Source organism: Flavobacterium sp. I-STPP5a (genome assembly GCF_009764685.1).
In the GTDB taxonomy this organism is placed as follows: domain Bacteria; phylum Bacteroidota; class Bacteroidia; order Flavobacteriales; family Flavobacteriaceae; genus Flavobacterium.
The window spans coordinates 153,963-170,963 of sequence record NZ_VHLM01000057.1; the positions used below are offsets into that span (position 1 = coordinate 153,963).

General features: G+C 31.3%; 20 protein-coding genes. 14 read left to right on the top strand and 6 right to left on the bottom strand.

The window, feature by feature from the left end:
- The first annotated feature begins 140 nt into the window (after positions 1-140).
- The 3 genes from FJV36_RS11220 (at position 141) to FJV36_RS11230 (ending at position 2,205) form a co-directional block, all read left to right on the top strand.
- Positions 141-992, top strand: a complete 852-nt coding sequence (locus FJV36_RS11220) for an aldose 1-epimerase family protein (RefSeq protein ID WP_158981100.1) — start codon at positions 141-143, stop codon at positions 990-992.
- 9 nt (positions 993-1,001) lie between these two features.
- Positions 1,002-1,553, top strand: a complete 552-nt coding sequence (locus FJV36_RS11225) for a GNAT family N-acetyltransferase (RefSeq protein ID WP_158981102.1) — start codon at positions 1,002-1,004, stop codon at positions 1,551-1,553.
- A gap of 100 nt (positions 1,554-1,653) precedes the next feature.
- Positions 1,654-2,205: a DUF3575 domain-containing protein gene (locus FJV36_RS11230; protein WP_158981104.1), complete on the top strand. Its 552-nt coding sequence runs from the start codon at positions 1,654-1,656 to the stop codon at positions 2,203-2,205.
- On the opposite strand, the gene FJV36_RS11235 is transcribed toward FJV36_RS11230, so the two are convergent.
- On the bottom strand, positions 2,202-2,426 hold the full coding sequence (locus FJV36_RS11235; protein WP_158981106.1) for a VF530 family DNA-binding protein: 225 nt from the start codon (positions 2,424-2,426) through the stop codon (positions 2,202-2,204). The genes FJV36_RS11230 and FJV36_RS11235 overlap by 4 nt on opposite strands.
- 59 nt (positions 2,427-2,485) lie before the next feature.
- Here FJV36_RS11235 and FJV36_RS11240 point away from each other — a divergent pair, with 59 nt between their 5' ends.
- Together FJV36_RS11240 and smpB are read left to right on the top strand one after the other, a co-directional pair.
- Positions 2,486-2,971 carry a phosphoglycerate mutase family protein gene (locus FJV36_RS11240; RefSeq protein WP_158729950.1) on the top strand — a complete coding sequence of 162 codons (486 nt, stop codon included), beginning with the start codon at positions 2,486-2,488 and terminating at the stop codon, positions 2,969-2,971.
- A 37-nt stretch (positions 2,972-3,008) separates the two neighbouring features.
- Positions 3,009-3,461, top strand: coding sequence for an SsrA-binding protein SmpB (smpB, locus tag FJV36_RS11245; protein WP_086454511.1), 453 nt, complete (start codon positions 3,009-3,011; stop codon positions 3,459-3,461).
- A gap of 185 nt (positions 3,462-3,646) precedes the next feature.
- Here the strand turns inward: smpB and FJV36_RS11250 are convergent, their stop codons facing one another.
- Positions 3,647-4,288, bottom strand: coding sequence for a protein-L-isoaspartate(D-aspartate) O-methyltransferase (locus FJV36_RS11250; protein ID WP_158729951.1), 642 nt, complete (start codon positions 4,286-4,288; stop codon positions 3,647-3,649).
- A gap of 144 nt (positions 4,289-4,432) precedes the next feature.
- On the opposite strand from FJV36_RS11250, the gene FJV36_RS11255 reads away from it, so the two are divergent.
- From FJV36_RS11255 to FJV36_RS11295, 9 genes are all read left to right on the top strand, one after another.
- Complete coding sequence (locus tag FJV36_RS11255; protein WP_158729952.1) at positions 4,433-5,398, top strand: Gfo/Idh/MocA family protein; 966 nt, start codon at positions 4,433-4,435, stop codon at positions 5,396-5,398.
- A 6-nt stretch (positions 5,399-5,404) separates the two neighbouring features.
- Complete coding sequence (locus FJV36_RS11260; RefSeq protein WP_144891801.1) at positions 5,405-6,001, top strand: hypothetical protein; 597 nt, start codon at positions 5,405-5,407, stop codon at positions 5,999-6,001.
- Position 6,002: 1 nt separating this feature from the next.
- The gene (locus FJV36_RS11265) at positions 6,003-6,890 is read left to right on the top strand and encodes a 3-hydroxyacyl-CoA dehydrogenase family protein (protein ID WP_158729953.1); all 888 of its coding nucleotides are present in this window, start codon (positions 6,003-6,005) and stop codon (positions 6,888-6,890) included.
- Between the two features lie 82 nt (positions 6,891-6,972).
- Positions 6,973-8,193, top strand: a complete 1,221-nt coding sequence (locus tag FJV36_RS11270; protein ID WP_158981108.1) for a DUF1015 domain-containing protein — start codon at positions 6,973-6,975, stop codon at positions 8,191-8,193.
- A gap of 23 nt (positions 8,194-8,216) precedes the next feature.
- The gene (locus FJV36_RS11275) at positions 8,217-8,879 is read left to right on the top strand and encodes a YggS family pyridoxal phosphate-dependent enzyme (protein ID WP_158729955.1); all 663 of its coding nucleotides are present in this window, start codon (positions 8,217-8,219) and stop codon (positions 8,877-8,879) included.
- 23 nt (positions 8,880-8,902) lie between these two features.
- Complete coding sequence (locus FJV36_RS16505; protein WP_233264605.1) at positions 8,903-9,121, top strand: four helix bundle protein; 219 nt, start codon at positions 8,903-8,905, stop codon at positions 9,119-9,121.
- 281 nt (positions 9,122-9,402) lie between these two features.
- Entirely contained in the window at positions 9,403-10,764 is a 1,362-nt protein-coding gene (locus FJV36_RS11285) for an exonuclease domain-containing protein (RefSeq protein WP_158729956.1), read from the top strand.
- A gap of 269 nt (positions 10,765-11,033) precedes the next feature.
- On the top strand, positions 11,034-11,951 hold the full coding sequence (gene miaA / locus FJV36_RS11290) for a tRNA (adenosine(37)-N6)-dimethylallyltransferase MiaA (protein WP_158981110.1): 918 nt from the start codon (positions 11,034-11,036) through the stop codon (positions 11,949-11,951).
- A 291-nt stretch (positions 11,952-12,242) separates the two neighbouring features.
- Positions 12,243-12,983 (top strand): acyl-[acyl-carrier-protein] thioesterase, encoded by a 741-nt coding sequence (locus FJV36_RS11295; protein WP_158729958.1) that lies wholly within the window; start codon positions 12,243-12,245, stop codon positions 12,981-12,983.
- A gap of 45 nt (positions 12,984-13,028) precedes the next feature.
- Here FJV36_RS11295 and FJV36_RS11300 read toward each other — a convergent pair whose 3' ends face one another.
- Genes FJV36_RS11300 through FJV36_RS11315 form a run of 4 tightly spaced genes read right to left on the bottom strand, consistent with a single transcriptional unit; the run spans position 13,029 to position 16,988 of the window.
- Positions 13,029-13,742: a response regulator transcription factor gene (locus FJV36_RS11300; RefSeq protein WP_158981112.1), complete on the bottom strand. Its 714-nt coding sequence runs from the start codon at positions 13,740-13,742 to the stop codon at positions 13,029-13,031.
- Positions 13,743-13,745: 3 nt separating this feature from the next.
- On the bottom strand, positions 13,746-15,329 hold the full coding sequence (locus tag FJV36_RS11305) for a sensor histidine kinase KdpD (RefSeq protein ID WP_158729960.1): 1,584 nt from the start codon (positions 15,327-15,329) through the stop codon (positions 13,746-13,748).
- Positions 15,330-15,388: 59 nt separating this feature from the next.
- The gene (coaE, locus tag FJV36_RS11310) at positions 15,389-15,985 is read right to left on the bottom strand and encodes a dephospho-CoA kinase (RefSeq protein ID WP_158729961.1); all 597 of its coding nucleotides are present in this window, start codon (positions 15,983-15,985) and stop codon (positions 15,389-15,391) included.
- A 1-nt stretch (position 15,986) separates the two neighbouring features.
- Positions 15,987-16,988: a glycosyltransferase family 2 protein gene (locus FJV36_RS11315; RefSeq protein WP_158729962.1), complete on the bottom strand. Its 1,002-nt coding sequence runs from the start codon at positions 16,986-16,988 to the stop codon at positions 15,987-15,989.
- Positions 16,989-17,001: the final 13 nt, after the last annotated feature.

The following is a 17,001-nucleotide window of genomic DNA, read 5'->3' on the forward strand; positions in this document are numbered from 1 at the left end:
CAAATTAAGGAAAAAAAAAGAGAATTCAGAGTATAAAAACATTAAGAATTTTAGCACTTTGAGAAAAAAACATACCTTGTGATTAAATATTGAATATATTTACAGTAAATACAGATTGTCTCAGTAAAACCAAAACTATTTTGAATATCACCTTAAAAAACCACAAACTCACCGCAACCATAAATCATCGTGGTGCAGAGCTCATTTCTCTAAAAGACAACGATCAAAGAGACTATATTTGGAATGGAAATCCTGAATTTTGGGGAAAGCATTCTCCGGTACTGTTCCCAATAGTAGGAACTTTAAAAAACAATTCATTTCATTATGAAAACCAAGAATATCACTTATCACGCCACGGTTTTGCGCGAGATATGGATTTTGAATTAGTTGAAAGCACTGCCGAAAAAGCTGTTTTTTTGTTGTCACACAATAGCGAAACTTTAAAAAATTACCCTTTTGAGTTTCAATTACAACTGATTTATACTCTGGAAGAAACAAAATTATCTATTTCATACCATGTATTTAATGCAGGTACAAATACAATGCCTTTTTCTATTGGTGCTCACCCAGCCTTTGCGCTTCCAGAATCATTTGAAAGCTATGAAATCGAATTTGATCAAAATGAAGCTTTGCAATATCACCTTTTAGAAAATGATTTGATATCGAATGAAACTAAAATATTAAATACTCAAGACAAAAAACTTCCTCTTGATTACACCCTATTCGAACTTGATGCGTTAATTTTCAAAACCATACAATCTAAAAATCTTACCATTTTAGAAAATAAAAAACCTATTTTAAAAGTTGAATATGAAGATTTTCCAAGTTTAGGAATATGGACAAAAAAAGCAGCACCATTTATTTGTATTGAACCATGGTTTGGATATTCTGATGTACTGGAGAGTACTGGAGATTTACTACTAAAAGAGGGCATTCAAATTTTAGAACCAAACGCAACCTTTCAATCTATATTCACTATCAAAATTCTTTAAAAAAATTCTATGCTAACCATCAATTTTAATCCGTTTCCTGATTTAGAAACCGACCGTTTAATTTTAAGAAGAGTAAACGCAGGTGATGTAAAAGAAATTTTAATGTTACGATCTAATCCAGAAACCATGCAATTTATCCCTCGTCCTTTGTTAAAAACTGATGAAGAAGCTTTAGAGCATATTGCCATGATTGATCATAAAATTGAAGTTAATGAGGGCATCAATTGGGCTATAACTTTAAAAGATAGTCCAAAACTTATCGGGATTATTGGTCATTATCGCATTAAACCAGAACATTACCGAGCCGAAATTGGATACATGCTACTTCCTGATTATCACAAAAGAGGAATCATAACTGAGGTAGTTAAGGCTGTAGTTCATTATGGATTTAATGATTTAAAACTACATTCTATAGAAGCAGTTATAGCACCTGAAAATATTGGATCGGCAAAAGTTTTAGAAAAAAACGGATTTATAAAAGAAGCGCATTTCAAAGATTATGAATTTTACAATGGTAAATTTTTAGACTCTGTGATCTATTCCTTACTAGATCACTCATAAATACAAATATAAAAAACGCACAAATGTTATGTAAAAAGTAAATTACTACTACATTTGTACACTTATCATAACCTTAAATCTACATCCCACTTTATTAGCCATGAAAAAATTCCTGATCATCTTTGTTTTAATAACGTATTCCTCCATTTCAGCCCAAACCTATGTAAAAGCAAATGCTTTTACAACGCTTTTTACAATTCCTAATGTAGGGATAGAAACTAGTATTGGTAAAAAATCAACTTTTCATTTTGATGCTCTTACTTCCTTCTGGAAATCTGTAAACGGTAAACCCAGAGAATTTTACACCTTTACTCCTGAATATAGATACCATTTCAAAGAAAAATATAATGGTTTTTATGCAGGTGCACATATAGGAGCTAGTATTTTTAATTTCCAAAAGTGGAACTATTTAAACACTAATAATTATGAAAAAGGAGTTGGTTATTTTGCAGGAGCAACTATAGGATATCAAGTAAAAGTAAGTGAAAAATTTATGATTGATTGCTTTTTAGGCGGTGGTTGGCATCAAGGATTTTACAAAGGATATGACTTGTATACAGGTGAACGCTATGAACCTGCAAAAAAATACAACAAAAGTGGAGAATCGCTTCCTTACAGAGGTGGTGTAATGATTTCTTATAAAATAAATTAAAATTCATTTATACTTTTAACATATAAATCTTCAACCTGTTTACGAGCCCACTCCGTTTTTCTTAAAAAAGTCAAACTGGATTTAATACTAGGATTACTTGAAAAACATTTAATTTTAATCAGTTCACTTAGAGTGTCAAATCCATAATGACTGACAAGCTTTTCTACTACTTGTTGAAGCGTTATTCCGTGTAGCGGGTCGTTTGATTTTATTTTTTCCATTCTACAAATATAAACAATCTAAAATTTATGATTTTATCTTCCCAAAAAAAAATTAAATAATGAAAAAAGCAATACTTATTACAGTCCTATTGTTTTTCAATTTTTGCTTGGCACAGCAAAATGTGACTACATACTACTTCATAAGACATGCTGAAAAAGCAGACAATTCTAAAAATCCTGATTTGTCAGAAAATGGACAAAAAAGGGCAAACCAATGGAATGCTATTTTCGCCGATGTTCACTTTGACGAAATTTACACTACTGATTATAAAAGAACCATACAAACTGCAGCACCTACAGCTACAGCTAAAAATATTAAAACGAAACTGTACGATCTTAAGGATTTAAATATTGAAAATTTTAAAAATGAAACTCTAAATAAAAAAGTCTTGATTGTAGGGCATAGCAATTCTATACCTAAGTTTGTAAACCAAGTTATCAAAAACAATTTGTTTCCAGATATTGAAGACACTGTTTTTGGAAACCTATATGTAATTACAATCACCGGTAATACCATAAGCTACCATTTATTGAAATTACCATAAACATTGCTTGATATTTTAATTTTGCTACCTTTGCACCATGTTAAAAACAATTAATATTTACAATAAAAGAGCCAAATTCGATTATGAAATTATCGAAACATTTACGGCTGGAATCGTTTTGGCTGGTACTGAGATAAAATCAATTCGTTTAGGCAAAGCCAATATTACAGAAAGTTTTTGTGAATTCAGTAATCTTGAATTGTTTGCCATAAACACCTACATTGAGGAATACTCTTTTGGGAATCAATTCAACCATAAAGCCCGTAGCGAACGTAAATTACTCTTAAATAAAAAAGAGCTTAAAAGTTTATCTAAAAGTGTTCAGGCTAAAGGCTTAACAATAGTTCCTCTTAAATTATTTACAAATGAAAAAGGAATGGCAAAACTTCAAATAGGTCTTTGTAAAGGAAAGAAAACTTATGACAAACGAGAATCTTTAAAAGAACAGGATACAAAACGAGACTTAGAACGCATAAAAAAATCATTTTAAATTAAAATGATTTTTTTTGTTTTTGGTAAAGGCTATTTTGATGAAAAATTACGATAGCTAAGCAGATTAATATATCTTATTTACTATTCCAAACCATTAAGGACAAATCTTTTTGGGGCTAAGCCAAAAAAAAAATCATCTTCAACTCTTATATCATAAAGCACTGAAAATGATTTTTTTTTGTTTTAATTCTTGTCTTCTAATAAGGGAACAAATCTAAATTCTCCAAATTCGTGCTTTTCAAATTGAGTTTCATTAATTCGAATCAGCAAAGTCATAATTTGCACGTCCTCACCTACGGGAATTACTAGCCTTCCTCCTATTTTTAATTGCGCCATCAACGGTTTAGGAATAATTGGCGCACCAGCCGTAACAATAATGCTGTCGAATGGAGCGTAATTAGGCAACCCTTTGTATCCATCACCAAACGAAGTGTGTTTAGGACGAATATTGAGTTTAGGAAATAAATTTGTAGTTTTTTTAAACAATTCATTTTGGCGTTCTACACTAAATACTTTAGCACCCATGGTACATAAAACTGCCGTTTGGTATCCCGATCCCGTTCCAATTTCTAATATTTTATCTTCCTTTTTTACTTCTAATAATTGCGATTGAAAAGCAACAGTGTACGGTTGTGAAATTGTTTGCCCTGCACCTATAGGAAAAGCCTTATCTTGATAAGCATAATCTTCAAAGCTTGAATCCAAAAATAAGTGACGTGGTATCTTTTTTATGGCTTCCAAAACATTTTTATCCGTGATCCCTTTTTGCTCTAAAACGCTTACTAATTGATTCCGAAGTCCTTGATGTTTGGCTGTATCTTTCAAAATTTATTTTTTTATTTCTGTAAAAGTAGAAAAGAAAAATTGAAATCAAATATTGGTTTTTAAATAATTATTTAGCGTACAATTTGTCTAAATTCAATAATAGATTAATCATTTTATTGCTATTTTTGTAAAAAATACACCCTTATGCTAAAAATTGGAGTATTAGGTGCTGGTCACCTAGGAAAAATACATTTGCGTTTATTACAACAATCTGACAAATATGAATTGGTAGGGTTTTATGACCCAAATCAAGAGAATGCTGAAAAGATATCAAAAGAGTTTGGATACAAACATTTTAGTACTATTGCAACTCTTATTCATGCTGTTGATGTAATTGATATAGTTACCCCAACGCTTTCACATTACAAATGTGCAAAAGTAGCGATCAAATCAGGGAAACATGTTTTTATTGAAAAACCGATTTCAAACACAGTGGAGGAAGCTGAAGAAATCATCGCTCTTGCCAATGAATATAATGTTAAAGGGCAAGTAGGTCACGTTGAACGATTTAATCCTGCTTTCATAGCAACAAAAAACATGATTGAAAATCCCATGTTTATTGAAGCACACCGTTTGGCTGAATTTAATCCGCGTGGAACTGATGTCCCAGTGGTTCTAGATTTAATGATTCATGACATTGATGCTATTTTAAGTGTGGTTAGATCAAAAGTGAAGAATATTAGCGCCAGCGGCGTTTCGGTGATAAGTGACACCCCTGATATTGCAAATGCTAGAATTGAATTCGAAAATGGTTGTGTTGCCAACTTGACAGCAAGCCGAATTTCGATGAAAAACATGCGGAAATCTCGTTTCTTTCAAAAGGACGCTTACATCTCTGTTGATTTCTTAGAGAAAAAATGTGAAGTGGTAAAAATGAAAGACGCTCCAGAGGTTCCAGGTGATTTTGATATGATTTTACAAAATGCCGAGGGTATAAAAAAACAAATCTACTTCTCCAATCCAGATGTTGAACAAAACAACGCCATTCTGGATGAGTTAGAATCGTTTGCAGATTCAATCAACAACAATACAACTCCAGTAGTGACTTTAGATCAAGCAACCGAAGCATTACGAGTTGCTTATCAAATTATTGATTGTTTTAAAAAGTAATCATTGATGGAAAATAAGTTAGAAATTAAATATCGAAATCAAAAACAGTCTTTTGAAATTTTAGAAGATGAAATTATAGTAGATTTAGATACTCCAAAACACAAATTAAAGTACAACATCCCATTAGAAGAAATTAAAACGACACAGTACATAAATAAGACTAAAGAAGACTCTACTTCAATGTTATTGAATTTTTCTTTATTTTTAAATTTATCATTCATTTTATATTTAGTTGTTGATAATTTTAAGTTAAGCCCCGTTTTAGTCCAAAGTATTTTTCTAACTACCTCATTAGCATTCGTGGCTGTGATGAAGTTTTTTTTTGATGGACATGATGAAAAGCATATTGATTCTTCCAAACTTTTTTATTTTATCTACACAAAAAAAAATGCCGAAGAAGTAGATGATTATATCGAGTTAGTATATAAGAAACAGATCGATTTTTTCAGAAAAAAGTACTTTTTAATTGATCCTGTATTACCATATGGAGTCCAAAATGAGAGATATATTTGGCTTTACAGTAATAAATACATTAACGAAAATGAATACGAAGTAATAAAAGAAGATTTAGATAAATACTTCAGTTTTAACCCAACACTATAATATGAAAACAATAGCCGTAATCGGAGCAGGAACAATGGGTAATGGAATAGCTCATACCTTTGCACAAAGTGGTTTTACCGTAAAATTAATAGATGTTTCAGAACAATCTCTGGATAAAGGAATGGCAACTATTGCCGCTAATTTAGATCGAATGATCACTAAAGGAAGCATCACCCAAGAGGATAAAGCAAAAACAATCACCAATATTATTACGTATACCGATATAAAAGACGGTGTTGTAGGTGTTGATCTAGTGGTAGAAGCTGCAACAGAAAATGTAGCATTAAAACTAAATATCTTCAAACAATTGAATGAAATTTGTTCGCAGGATACCATTTTGGCAACCAATACATCTTCAATTTCAATTACGCAAATAGGATCGGTTGTTACTAATCCAGAACGTGTTATAGGTATGCACTTTATGAATCCGGTGCCTATAATGAAATTAGTAGAGATTATCCGCGGTTACAACACCTCAGATGAAGTTACAAAAACCATCATGAGTCTTTCTGAAAAACTAGGAAAAACTCCTGTTGAAGTGAATGATTATCCAGGTTTTGTAGCCAATAGAATTTTAATGCCAATGATCAATGAAGCAATTGAGACTTTGTACAACAAAGTTGCGGGTGTTTACGAAATTGACACGGTGATGAAACTTGGAATGGGCCAACCCATGGGACCATTACAACTTGCAGATTTTATTGGCCTTGATGTATGTTTAGCCATTTTAAACGTAATGTATGATGGGTTCAAAAATCCAAAATATGCTCCATGTCCATTATTAGTAAATATGGTTCGAGCTGGAAAACTAGGAATAAAATCAGGTGAAGGTTTCTACGATTATTCAGAAAGTAAAAAAGCAGAAAAGATTTCTAAACAATTTATTTAATGTCATAAAGTTTGAAAGTCAAAAGTCTAGAAGTCTGCATCTTTTAACTTTTGACTTTTAACTTTTGACTTTTAACTTAATTATGGCCAAAATAGTTCCTTTTAAAGCAGTAAGACCTACCCGAGACAAAGTATGCCTTGTAACCTGTAGATCTTATGAAGAATATGTAAATGCTGAATTAGCAGCACAACTGGATTTTAATCCATTGTCTTTTTTGCACATATTAAAACCTGCCTATACCAATCAAGAAACTGTTTCATTTGAAAAAAGATACAAGCAAGTTCATCAAAAATACGAAGAGTTCAAAAACGAGATCATTCTTGTAAAAGATAAAAAGCCAGCAATTTACATTCATAAAATTGTTACTAAAACACAATCTTTTATTGGAATCATAGCAGGTACAAGTGTAGCTGATTATTGCAATGAAATCATTAAAAAACACGAGGATATCATTGCTTTTAGAGTTCGGTTGCTCAAAGAATACATGAGATATTCAGAGTTTAATACAGAACCCGTTTTAATGACTTATCCTGATAATAAAACCATTGAAAACTGGATTTTTAATTGCACGCAGAAATTAGCTGATTTTGAATTTTCGACTACAAAAAAAGAGATTCATTATTTATGGAAGATAGACGATCCACTTGAAATCAATTGGATTCAAAATATTTTTGAAAAAACAGATAGCCTTTATATCGCGGATGGACATCATCGTACTGAAGCTTTAAAATTATTATCTGAGGAAAATACCGACACTCAAAACACGTCTAAGAATCATATATTAAGCTACTTAATATCTGAAAACAACGTAAAAATTTACGAATTTAATCGTCTTGTAAAAGATTTAAATGGTTTAACAAAAGAGGAATTTATAACTGCGTTACAAAAGAATTTCAGTATTGAGAATAAATTACAACAACCTTTTCAGCCTTCTCAAAAACATCAGTTTGGGATGTATCTTGATAATGAGTTTTATAGTTTAGTACTTCGTAAAGAAAAGGAAGTATTCCATTCTGCCTTAGACAGTTTAGATACTCAAATTTTATACAAAGAAGTTTTATTACCCATTTTAGGTATTGAAGATTTACGAAATGACGAACGAATTGAGTACCTTTCTGGAAAGCAATCCGTTTTAGAAGTAAAAAATAAAATTGATCAAGGCGAATTTGAAATCGGTTTTATATTATTTCCCTCAAACATAGGGGAAATTAAAGCATTGGCCGATGCTAATTTAATCATGCCTCCAAAAAGTACGTACATAGAACCTAAATTCAGAAGTGGATTAGTAGTTTATGAACTTTAATTTATAAAAATCAGGAATTCATCATGTCAATAGCTACAAATTTACTTGGAATTAAAACGTCATTACCTGAGCATGTAACCTTAGTTGCTGTTTCAAAGACCAAACCGGTTTCGGATTTGATGGAAGCTTATGAAGCTGGGCAACGCATTTTTGGAGAAAACAAAATCCAAGAAATGGCCGATAAATGGGAACAAATGCCCAAAGATATCGAGTGGCACATGATTGGTCACGTTCAAACGAACAAAGTAAAGTTTATGGCACCTTTTGTAAGTTTGATTCATGGTGTAGACAGTCTTAAACTATTACAAGAAATTAACAAACAAGCGTTAAAAAATAACCGAATTATTGATTGTTTATTACAAATTTACATTGCCGAGGAAGAAACAAAATTTGGTCTTGATCAGGATGAACTTGATTCCCTCCTAGCATCAAATGAATTCAAAGAACTGAAAAACATTCAAATCGTTGGATTAATGGGAATGGCTACTTTTACTGATGATAAAGATCAAATAAAGAAAGAATTCACTCATTTGAAAACAATTTTTGAAAAAACAAAAAAACTGAAAACTGAAAACTGCCAACTAGACATCCTCTCAATGGGAATGTCCGGTGACTATCAACTTGCAATTGAATGCGGCAGTACCATGGTTAGAATTGGAAGTAGTATCTTTGGGGGAAGAAATTAATTTCAATTTCAAAGTTGGTAAAAATGCATGTAAACGAACCTAATTTTGATAAAATATACAATTTTGAAGACCGTTTAGTTAGATTTGCAGGAGAATGCATTTTCTTTGTTAGAAAACTAGAAAAATCTTATGAAATTGATTATTATAAAAATCAAATTATACGCTCCTCTGGAAGTTCAGCATTAAATTATGGTGAAGCTCAAGGTACTATTACAAATAAAGATTTTATATTTAAAGTATAGCTTTCCGTAAAAGAACTCAAAGAGTCCAGAAATTCATTAAAAGTTCTGAATTACATAAAAGCAGGAGAATTAGAAGAAAGAAAATGGCTTTTGACAGAAGTTGAAGAATTAATCGCCATAGCTTCTAAAATGATAAACAACAAAAAATAATTCAATAACAATTACAATGTGTTTTCAATGGCAATAGAAATGGGAATTACAATTTTCAATTTTTAAAAATTACCATTGATTCACGATATTTATTTTGAAATTGCTATTGATTTTTGAAATTGATATTGAAAATGTACGCAATACTCGACATAGAAACCACAGGAGGACAATTTAACGAAGAAGGAATCACTGAAATTGCCATCTATAAATTTGATGGACATGAAATAGTGGATCAATTCATCAGCTTGGTAAATCCTGAAATTCCCATACAGCCGTTTGTTGTAAAACTTACCGGTATCAATAATGCCATGCTCACATCAGCTCCCAAATTTTTTGAGGTAGCCAAACGCATCATTGAAATTACGGAAGGTTGCGTGATTGTGGCGCACAATGCATCTTTTGATTATAGAATCCTGAGAACTGAGTTTCGCAGATTAGGCTATGATTTTGAAGCCAAAACACTTTGTACGGTTGCCCTTTCACAAAAATTATTACCAGAACAACCCTCACATAGTTTAGGGAAATTAGTGCGAGCACTTGGCATTCCTATGGCCGACAGGCATCGTGCCAGCGGAGACGCATTGGCTACCGTTAAATTGTTTAAAATCCTTTTAGAAAAAGATTTAGAAAAAGAAATTGTAAAAGATTTCATCAAACTAGAAGTTCAAAAAGGCATTGCACCAAAACTCTTAGACATTGTGTCAAGTTTACCAGCAAAAACTGGAGTTTACTACATTCATAATGAGAAAGGAAATCTCATTTACATTGGCAAAAGCCGAAACATAAAGAAAAGAATCAACCAGCATTTTACAGGTACTACCAATAAATGCAAGAAAATTCAAGCCGAAGTTTATACCGTAACTTATGATGAAACGGGTAGTGAACTAATCGCTCTTTTAAAAGAAAGCGAAGAAATAAAAATCAACAAACCCATATACAACAGGGCACAACGCAAAAGTATTTTTCAACTCGCTTTGTATGCTGAGAAAGATGAAAAAGGATATTTGAACTTAAAACTTCAAAAAGCCGATGGTCGTAAAAAGGAAATCACATCCTTCACTTCTATCCAAGAAGGAAAAAATGCTTTGTTTAGAATCACATCTCATTATAACCTATGTCAAAAACTAACGGGCTTGTACGCTAGTAAAACAAACTGCTTTCAATACACCATAAAAGAATGTGATGGCGCTTGCGTAGGAGAAGTATCTCCAGAGGAATACAACACCAGAGTCCAAGCTTTTATTGATAAAAACAGTTTTGACAATCAAAACATGATTTTAATAGATAAAGGCAGAACAATAAGCGAACGCTCAGCGGTTTTGATAGAAAACGGAATTTACAAAGGATATGCGTTTTATGATTTAAACTATCAAATAACCAATGTTGAAATCCTAAGAAACATTATTATCCCAATGCAGAATAATCGCGATGTGAAGAATATTATTCAAGGCCATATCCGAAAAAACAAAACGTTAAAAATAGTTCATCTGTAGGCTGAATATTAATTGTGATCCTATATATCAATTATCTTAAACTAGATTTATGAAACTAATAATCAAATTTATTTTCACATAGTGTTTTGATCATGAATCCGAATCTTAATTTAATAACCTTGAAGCCAATCCAGCTGTACACTGCAACTCCTCGTGATTTCAGTTGTTTTTCTAAGACATAAAAGGAGCTTCCTGCGGTCGCTCTTTTACACCAAGAAAAACAAACTTCAATCACTGCGGGGTTTACGTTGCCATCTGGGCTAAAAAATATGAAATACTTAATCACTATCGTCGGTCCTACAGCTATCGGAAAAACTTCCCTTAGCATTGTTTTGGCAAACCACTTCAATTGCGAAATCGTGTCATGCGACAGCCGACAATTTTTTAAAGAGATGACCATTGGTACCGCCGTTCCAAGTCTAGCTGAATTGGCAGCAGCCAAACACCATTTTATTCAAAATAAGTCTATTTTTGAAAATTATACAGTCGGCGATTTCGAAAAAGAGGCTATTACTAAACTTAACGAACTATTTCAAGATCGTGATTATGCCATTCTAGTTGGCGGTTCTGGTTTATATGTTGATGCCATTATCAAAGGCTTTGATGAATTTCCTGAAATCGATCCTGCAATTCGTGCTAAAATAACCACACAATATGAAAAACTTGGCATAGGATATTTACAGCAAGAACTTGAACATTTAGATCATGCTTATTACAAAACCCTAACCACAGATAATCCACAAACTTTGCAAAACCCGCACCGCATGATGCGTTTTGTAGAAGTATGCCTGGGAACAGGAAAACCGTATTCCTCTTTCTTGAACCAGAAAAAAAATAGTCGCAACTTCACTCCTATTTTAATCGGTTTAGAAGCTGACCGAAAGATAATCTACAACCGAATCAATCAACGTGTAGATATCATGATGAATGAAGGCTTGCTAAACGAGGCCAAAACTTTATATCCCAATAAAGAATTAAACGCTCTACAAACCGTAGGATATAGAGAATTATTTAGTTTTTTTGACAAAGAATTTCCATTAGAATTCGCCATCGAAGAAATAAAGAAAAATACAAGACGATTTTCTAAACGTCAATTAACTTGGTTTAAAAGAAATGAAAACACCAAATGGTTTGACTTTGAAACACCCTACGACAAAATCATTGCCTACATAAATTCAAAAAAATAAAATATATCGCAAATAAGGACACAAATATTCATGAAAGCTTAAAACAAATAGGTAAAGTTTTATTTTTAATTTTTACATTATATCTGACAATACCATACATATTAGCTTTACAAATGAAAATTGAAGACCCAAATTTGAAAAATTTGGATCCTGAAAGCTTTATCTTTTTGGGAATAATTCTACTATTTTTTATACTAATAAATATTAAGATGCTTTTTCCTAATTTTAAAATAGTTTTTAAAAACAAGAATACCAATTCATAATTCATAATTCATACTTCATAATTATTATATGCCTATATCTCCTAAATTCACCTCTATTCTAAGCAAAGATTGGGAAATCAATTTTACGCAATGTGCGCCCAACGGGTATTTAAAATACACTGATTTATGCAATATTTTACAATTAACTGCTGCAGCTCATTCTGAAGTTGGTGGTATTAGTTTTACTGACATGCAAGAGTATAATCAGGCATGGGTATTGAGCCGTATGCGTGTTGAAATTAGTAAATTACCTAAATGGGGTGATACAGTAACCGTAAAAACATGGATCAATTCATTAGAAAACTCTAGATCAGTACGAGCACTTGAAATGTATATTAATGGAGAAAAAATAGTAGGATCTGAAACTTTTTGGGCCGTTTTTAATACTAAAAAACGACGCCCAGAAGCCTTAGCTCTTCCATACGAACACTTTGAGTTATATCCAGATAAAAAACCAACGATAGAACGATTTTCTAAAATAAATTTTACTAATGAAAAAGAAATAGTGTTTGAAAAAACCGTTTTTTTATCAGATTTAGATATAGTAAATCATGTTAACAATGTCAAATATCTAGAATGGTGTCTAGATGTTGTTGACGAAAAATTGTTATTAAAACAAAGGGTAGCAAGCATTGAAATGAACTTTTTAAAAGAACTATCATTAAAAGATACTGTTTTAATTCATGAAAGTATCCAGCAAGATGAAACTGTATTTAGTATCACAAAGGACGATAAAACATGTTTCGCATTACAAATACATTGGAAATAAAAGATAAAAAAAAAGCCTCAAAAAAATTTTTGAGGCTTTTGCATTTTATGCAACTTTGTTTTTTATAACTAATCTAAATCCTTCTCCATGGATGTTTAATATTTCAACATCCTCGTCTGGTTTTAAATATTTTCTCAATTTAGCAATGTAAACGTCCATACTTCTTGAGGTAAAGTAATTATCATCTCTCCATATTTTTGTCAAGGCTAATTCTCTTGGCATTAAATCATTTTCATGTAGAATTAACATTTTCAACAGCTCATTTTCTTTTGGTGACAACTTAATAGGCTCTTCTTCTTTGAAAGTTAAGAAACGCAACTTAGAATTTAAATGGAATTTACCAATATTAAACTCAAACTGAACATGTTCTGATTTTGTATCAGAAGCCTTTCTTTGAATAATTGCTTTAATTTTCATTAATAAAACTTCAGAGTCAAAAGGTTTGTTCAAATAATCATCTGCTCCAGCTTTATATCCTTTTAAAACATCCTCTTTCATAGATTTTGCTGTTAAAAAGATAATAGGCACTTCATTATTTTTCTCTCTAATTTCTTTGGCTAATGTATATCCATCTTTGTATGGCATCATCACATCAAGGATGCACAAATCGTAGGTATCTTTTTTAAATTTTTCAAAACCTTCCATACCATTTTTCGCTAAAGTCACATCAAAGTCATTTAACATTAAATAGTCTTTAAGGACTGCTCCAAAATTAAGATCATCTTCAACTAATAGTATTTTTTTATTTGTATTTTCCATATTTTAATTTATTAATGGTAATTTTATTATAAAGGTACTTCCTTTACCTTTTTCACTTTCTACATAAACGTGACCGTTATGGTCATCTACAATTCTTTTTACATACGCAAGACCTAAACCATGACCTTTTACGTTGTGCAAATCTCCTGTGTGTTCCCGATAAAACTTCTCAAAAATTCTTTTTTGAGCTATTTTACTCATTCCTAAACCTTTATCTTTTACTTTTATAATCACCATATCCTTGATATTTTCAGTGAAAATTTCAATATCTGGAGTGTTAGGTGAATATTTAACTGCATTTTCGAGTATGTTAACAATAACATTTGTAAAATGAACATCATTGATTAATACCGTAGTTCTTAAAGCTTTAAAATCGCACTTAATTGTCCCTTGCCTGTCTTCTACTATCAAATTAACATGATCTATAGCGTCTTCAATTATTTCATGTATGTTATTTGAATCTTTTGAAATATCTAACTCTTTCTTTTCTAATTTCGAAATTCTCAATACATTTTCAACCTGTGCGTGCATTCGTTTGTTTTCGTCCTTGATCATCTGCAAATACCTCAAAACCTTTTCTTTATCATCAATAATTTTAGGGTTCCTGATTGCATCAAGAGCTAAATTTATGGTTGCAATAGGAGTCTTAAACTCATGCGTCATATTGTTTATAAAATCATTCTTGATTTCAGATATCTGACGTTGTCTTATTAATTGATTCAATGCACTTGAATAAGCAATAATTATAATGAGTGTAAACACAATTGAGAGTATCGTAATACTAACTAATTCTGATAATAAAAATTTCTTTTTATGAGGAAATGTAACTAACAATTGATACTTACTATTACCCTCGTTATCAGTAAATACTGGTATAGAATACGTAGCTTCTTTATTGTACTTAAAATCGCCAGACTTCACATTTGTTGCTAGATTATTATTGTACACACTAAACTCAAATTTAGTGTCTACTCCTGATTCCATCAATTCTTTGCGAATCATTTTATTAAGAGTTTCCTTTGTTACCCTTTCTTGAATTGGTAATACCGAAGCAAAATCTTTGTAAAATATTTCAAATGATGCATTATCAAGAACATTCAAATTTCCTGATTTCTCTATTTTTATATCCGGAATCAAGCTTTGATTACCGCCTATTTTATCAATAGATTTGTCACTATAAACCTCTGTAACTCTTTTAGCACTAAAAGTTTTAAATTTTTCGCTATCAAACTTTTTATCAAAGAACGTTGGTGAAATTTTATAATCTTCTGAAATTATACTATTCGAATAAATAATAGTTTTATTGGTTTTTGGGTTCTTTTGAACGTAATAAAACTCTAAAATATCATCTCTTTTAGGTACTTTACCCGTACTATCTTTATAATGATTTATTTTGTCATAAAAATTGTACGCCTCTTGCTTTTGAATCTTTTCAGCAACATTTCCTAATACCTGTTTAACATGAAATTTAAATTGCTCATCGTTATTTTCAAACGAATTGTTAAACCAATATACTTGCACTAAAATTATCCCGATAAGAGACAAACTCATCAGTAAGACTAGTAATCTAAAAAAAAGTTTATTCATCAATACAAATTTAGTATTTTAACAATATATTAAACGATAGATTAACCAAACATTAACACCTAGGCTTCTTTTTGTTTAATCTTTAAAATTTTAAGAATTTTATCAACTTCCTGCTTTGATGATTCTAAACTAATATTTTCAATCACAAAATCACTTTTTTCTACACGCTGTGCATCAGTCCATTGCGCATTTATACGTTTCAAAACAAGCTCTCTCGTTGTAGCATCACGATCAAGAACCCTATTAATCCTAGTTTCTAAAGGCGCTACTACCGATATTATAACGTCACAATCTTTGTATTTATCACTTTCAAACAAAATAGCAGCCTCATAAATCACATATTGGGCTTTATCATTTTTCTTTAACCATAACTCAAAATCTTGTTTGATGGCAGGGTGAACAATTTTGTTCAATATTTGTAATTTTTCTGGTTCACTAAATACAATCTTGGCAAGTTCAGCTCTATCAAGTATTCCATCGTTAAAGACTACATTACCAAAAACCTCTTTTATATTGTTCAAAACAAATGCTTCTTGCATTACTTTTTTTCCAGCATCATCTGCAATATAAATAGGAATACCTGCTGCCTTAAAAAAACCAGCAATTGTTGTTTTTCCGCTGCCTATACCTCCTGTTAACCCAATAATCTTTGTCATATTACAGTTTGAAAAACATTTCAGGAAATGCTGTTTGAGGATCTTTTTTTAATACAATAATCTGAATATACGATTTTAAAAAACCTGTTCCATACCCATAAAACTGTTTCCAAACAGCAATTAGAGATAAATACCCAATTTTAATACTTTTATTTTGAATAGATGCCACAATAAAGAGTACAACAAAATACAAGAAATAGAGTTGTAAAAGGATATCAAAATTAAAGAACAATACCGCCAAAAAAGCAACAAGTATTCCTAAAATAAAAACCGTAGGAAAGAAAAAAGTAAGTTTATTGTGTTTAGGATACCAACTGTTTAAAATAGGTCTTGCTTTTCCAAATTTATGAACCTGAATTGAAAATTTCCCCCAATCAATACGTCTCTTATGATATACGTATGCTTTTGGAAAAAGTTTTGTTTCAAAGCCTAGATTCCATAAACGAATAGACAAATCAGGATCTTCACCAGGATGAATGTTTCCAAAACCCTTAGATGCCATAAAGGCTTTTCTAGACAATCCCATGTTAAAACTTCGGGGTTGAAATTTATCTATTTTTTCTGATCCTCCTCTTATTCCACCTGTCGTAAGAAATGAAGTCATGGCAAAGTTTATAGCTTTTTGAATATCCGTAAAACTATCTAATGCGCTATCTGGACCACCAAAACAGTCCACATAATTTTTCTTCAAAGCCAACTCTACTTCTGATAAATAATTTTCTGGAATTATACAATCTGAATCAAATATGATAAAATAATCTCCTCTGGCTTTACTCATTCCATAATTTCTAGAATCACCAGGGCCCGAATTCTCTTTGTAATAATAAGCTATATCTAATCTATTGCCATATTTACTAGCAACATCTTGACACCGAATAGTAGAACCATCTTCGATTAACACGATTTCAAAAATTTCTTTATAAGTAGTACGTGATAAACTTTCTAAAAGTTCATCAACCTCGTCTGGCCTATTGTATACGGGAATAATTAAAGAAAACATCATTTTATTAAAAGTG

What these genes read in the sequence shown, in the direction of transcription:
- FJV36_RS11285 (WP_158729956.1), top strand. Translation starts at nt 9,403, where the DNA reads ATGTACGCAATACTCGACATAGAAACCACAGGAGGACAATTTAACGAA.
- FJV36_RS11225 (WP_158981102.1), top strand. Translation starts at nt 1,002, where the DNA reads ATGCTAACCATCAATTTTAATCCGTTTCCTGATTTAGAAACCGACCGT.
- miaA (WP_158981110.1), top strand. Translation starts at nt 11,034, where the DNA reads ATGAAATACTTAATCACTATCGTCGGTCCTACAGCTATCGGAAAAACT.
- FJV36_RS11255 (WP_158729952.1), top strand. Translation starts at nt 4,433, where the DNA reads ATGCTAAAAATTGGAGTATTAGGTGCTGGTCACCTAGGAAAAATACAT.
- smpB (WP_086454511.1), top strand. Translation starts at nt 3,009, where the DNA reads ATGTTAAAAACAATTAATATTTACAATAAAAGAGCCAAATTCGATTAT.
- FJV36_RS11275 (WP_158729955.1), top strand. Translation starts at nt 8,217, where the DNA reads ATGTCAATAGCTACAAATTTACTTGGAATTAAAACGTCATTACCTGAG.
- coaE (WP_158729961.1), bottom strand. Translation starts at nt 15,985, where the DNA reads ATGACAAAGATTATTGGGTTAACAGGAGGTATAGGCAGCGGAAAAACA.
- FJV36_RS11260 (WP_144891801.1), top strand. Translation starts at nt 5,405, where the DNA reads ATGGAAAATAAGTTAGAAATTAAATATCGAAATCAAAAACAGTCTTTT.
- FJV36_RS11240 (WP_158729950.1), top strand. Translation starts at nt 2,486, where the DNA reads ATGAAAAAAGCAATACTTATTACAGTCCTATTGTTTTTCAATTTTTGC.
- FJV36_RS11265 (WP_158729953.1), top strand. Translation starts at nt 6,003, where the DNA reads ATGAAAACAATAGCCGTAATCGGAGCAGGAACAATGGGTAATGGAATA.
- FJV36_RS11230 (WP_158981104.1), top strand. Translation starts at nt 1,654, where the DNA reads ATGAAAAAATTCCTGATCATCTTTGTTTTAATAACGTATTCCTCCATT.
- FJV36_RS11295 (WP_158729958.1), top strand. Translation starts at nt 12,243, where the DNA reads ATGCCTATATCTCCTAAATTCACCTCTATTCTAAGCAAAGATTGGGAA.
- FJV36_RS11270 (WP_158981108.1), top strand. Translation starts at nt 6,973, where the DNA reads ATGGCCAAAATAGTTCCTTTTAAAGCAGTAAGACCTACCCGAGACAAA.
- FJV36_RS11235 (WP_158981106.1), bottom strand. Translation starts at nt 2,426, where the DNA reads ATGGAAAAAATAAAATCAAACGACCCGCTACACGGAATAACGCTTCAA.
- FJV36_RS16505 (WP_233264605.1), top strand. Translation starts at nt 8,903, where the DNA reads ATGCATGTAAACGAACCTAATTTTGATAAAATATACAATTTTGAAGAC.
- FJV36_RS11300 (WP_158981112.1), bottom strand. Translation starts at nt 13,742, where the DNA reads ATGGAAAATACAAATAAAAAAATACTATTAGTTGAAGATGATCTTAAT.
- FJV36_RS11315 (WP_158729962.1), bottom strand. Translation starts at nt 16,988, where the DNA reads ATGATGTTTTCTTTAATTATTCCCGTATACAATAGGCCAGACGAGGTT.
- FJV36_RS11305 (WP_158729960.1), bottom strand. Translation starts at nt 15,329, where the DNA reads ATGAATAAACTTTTTTTTAGATTACTAGTCTTACTGATGAGTTTGTCT.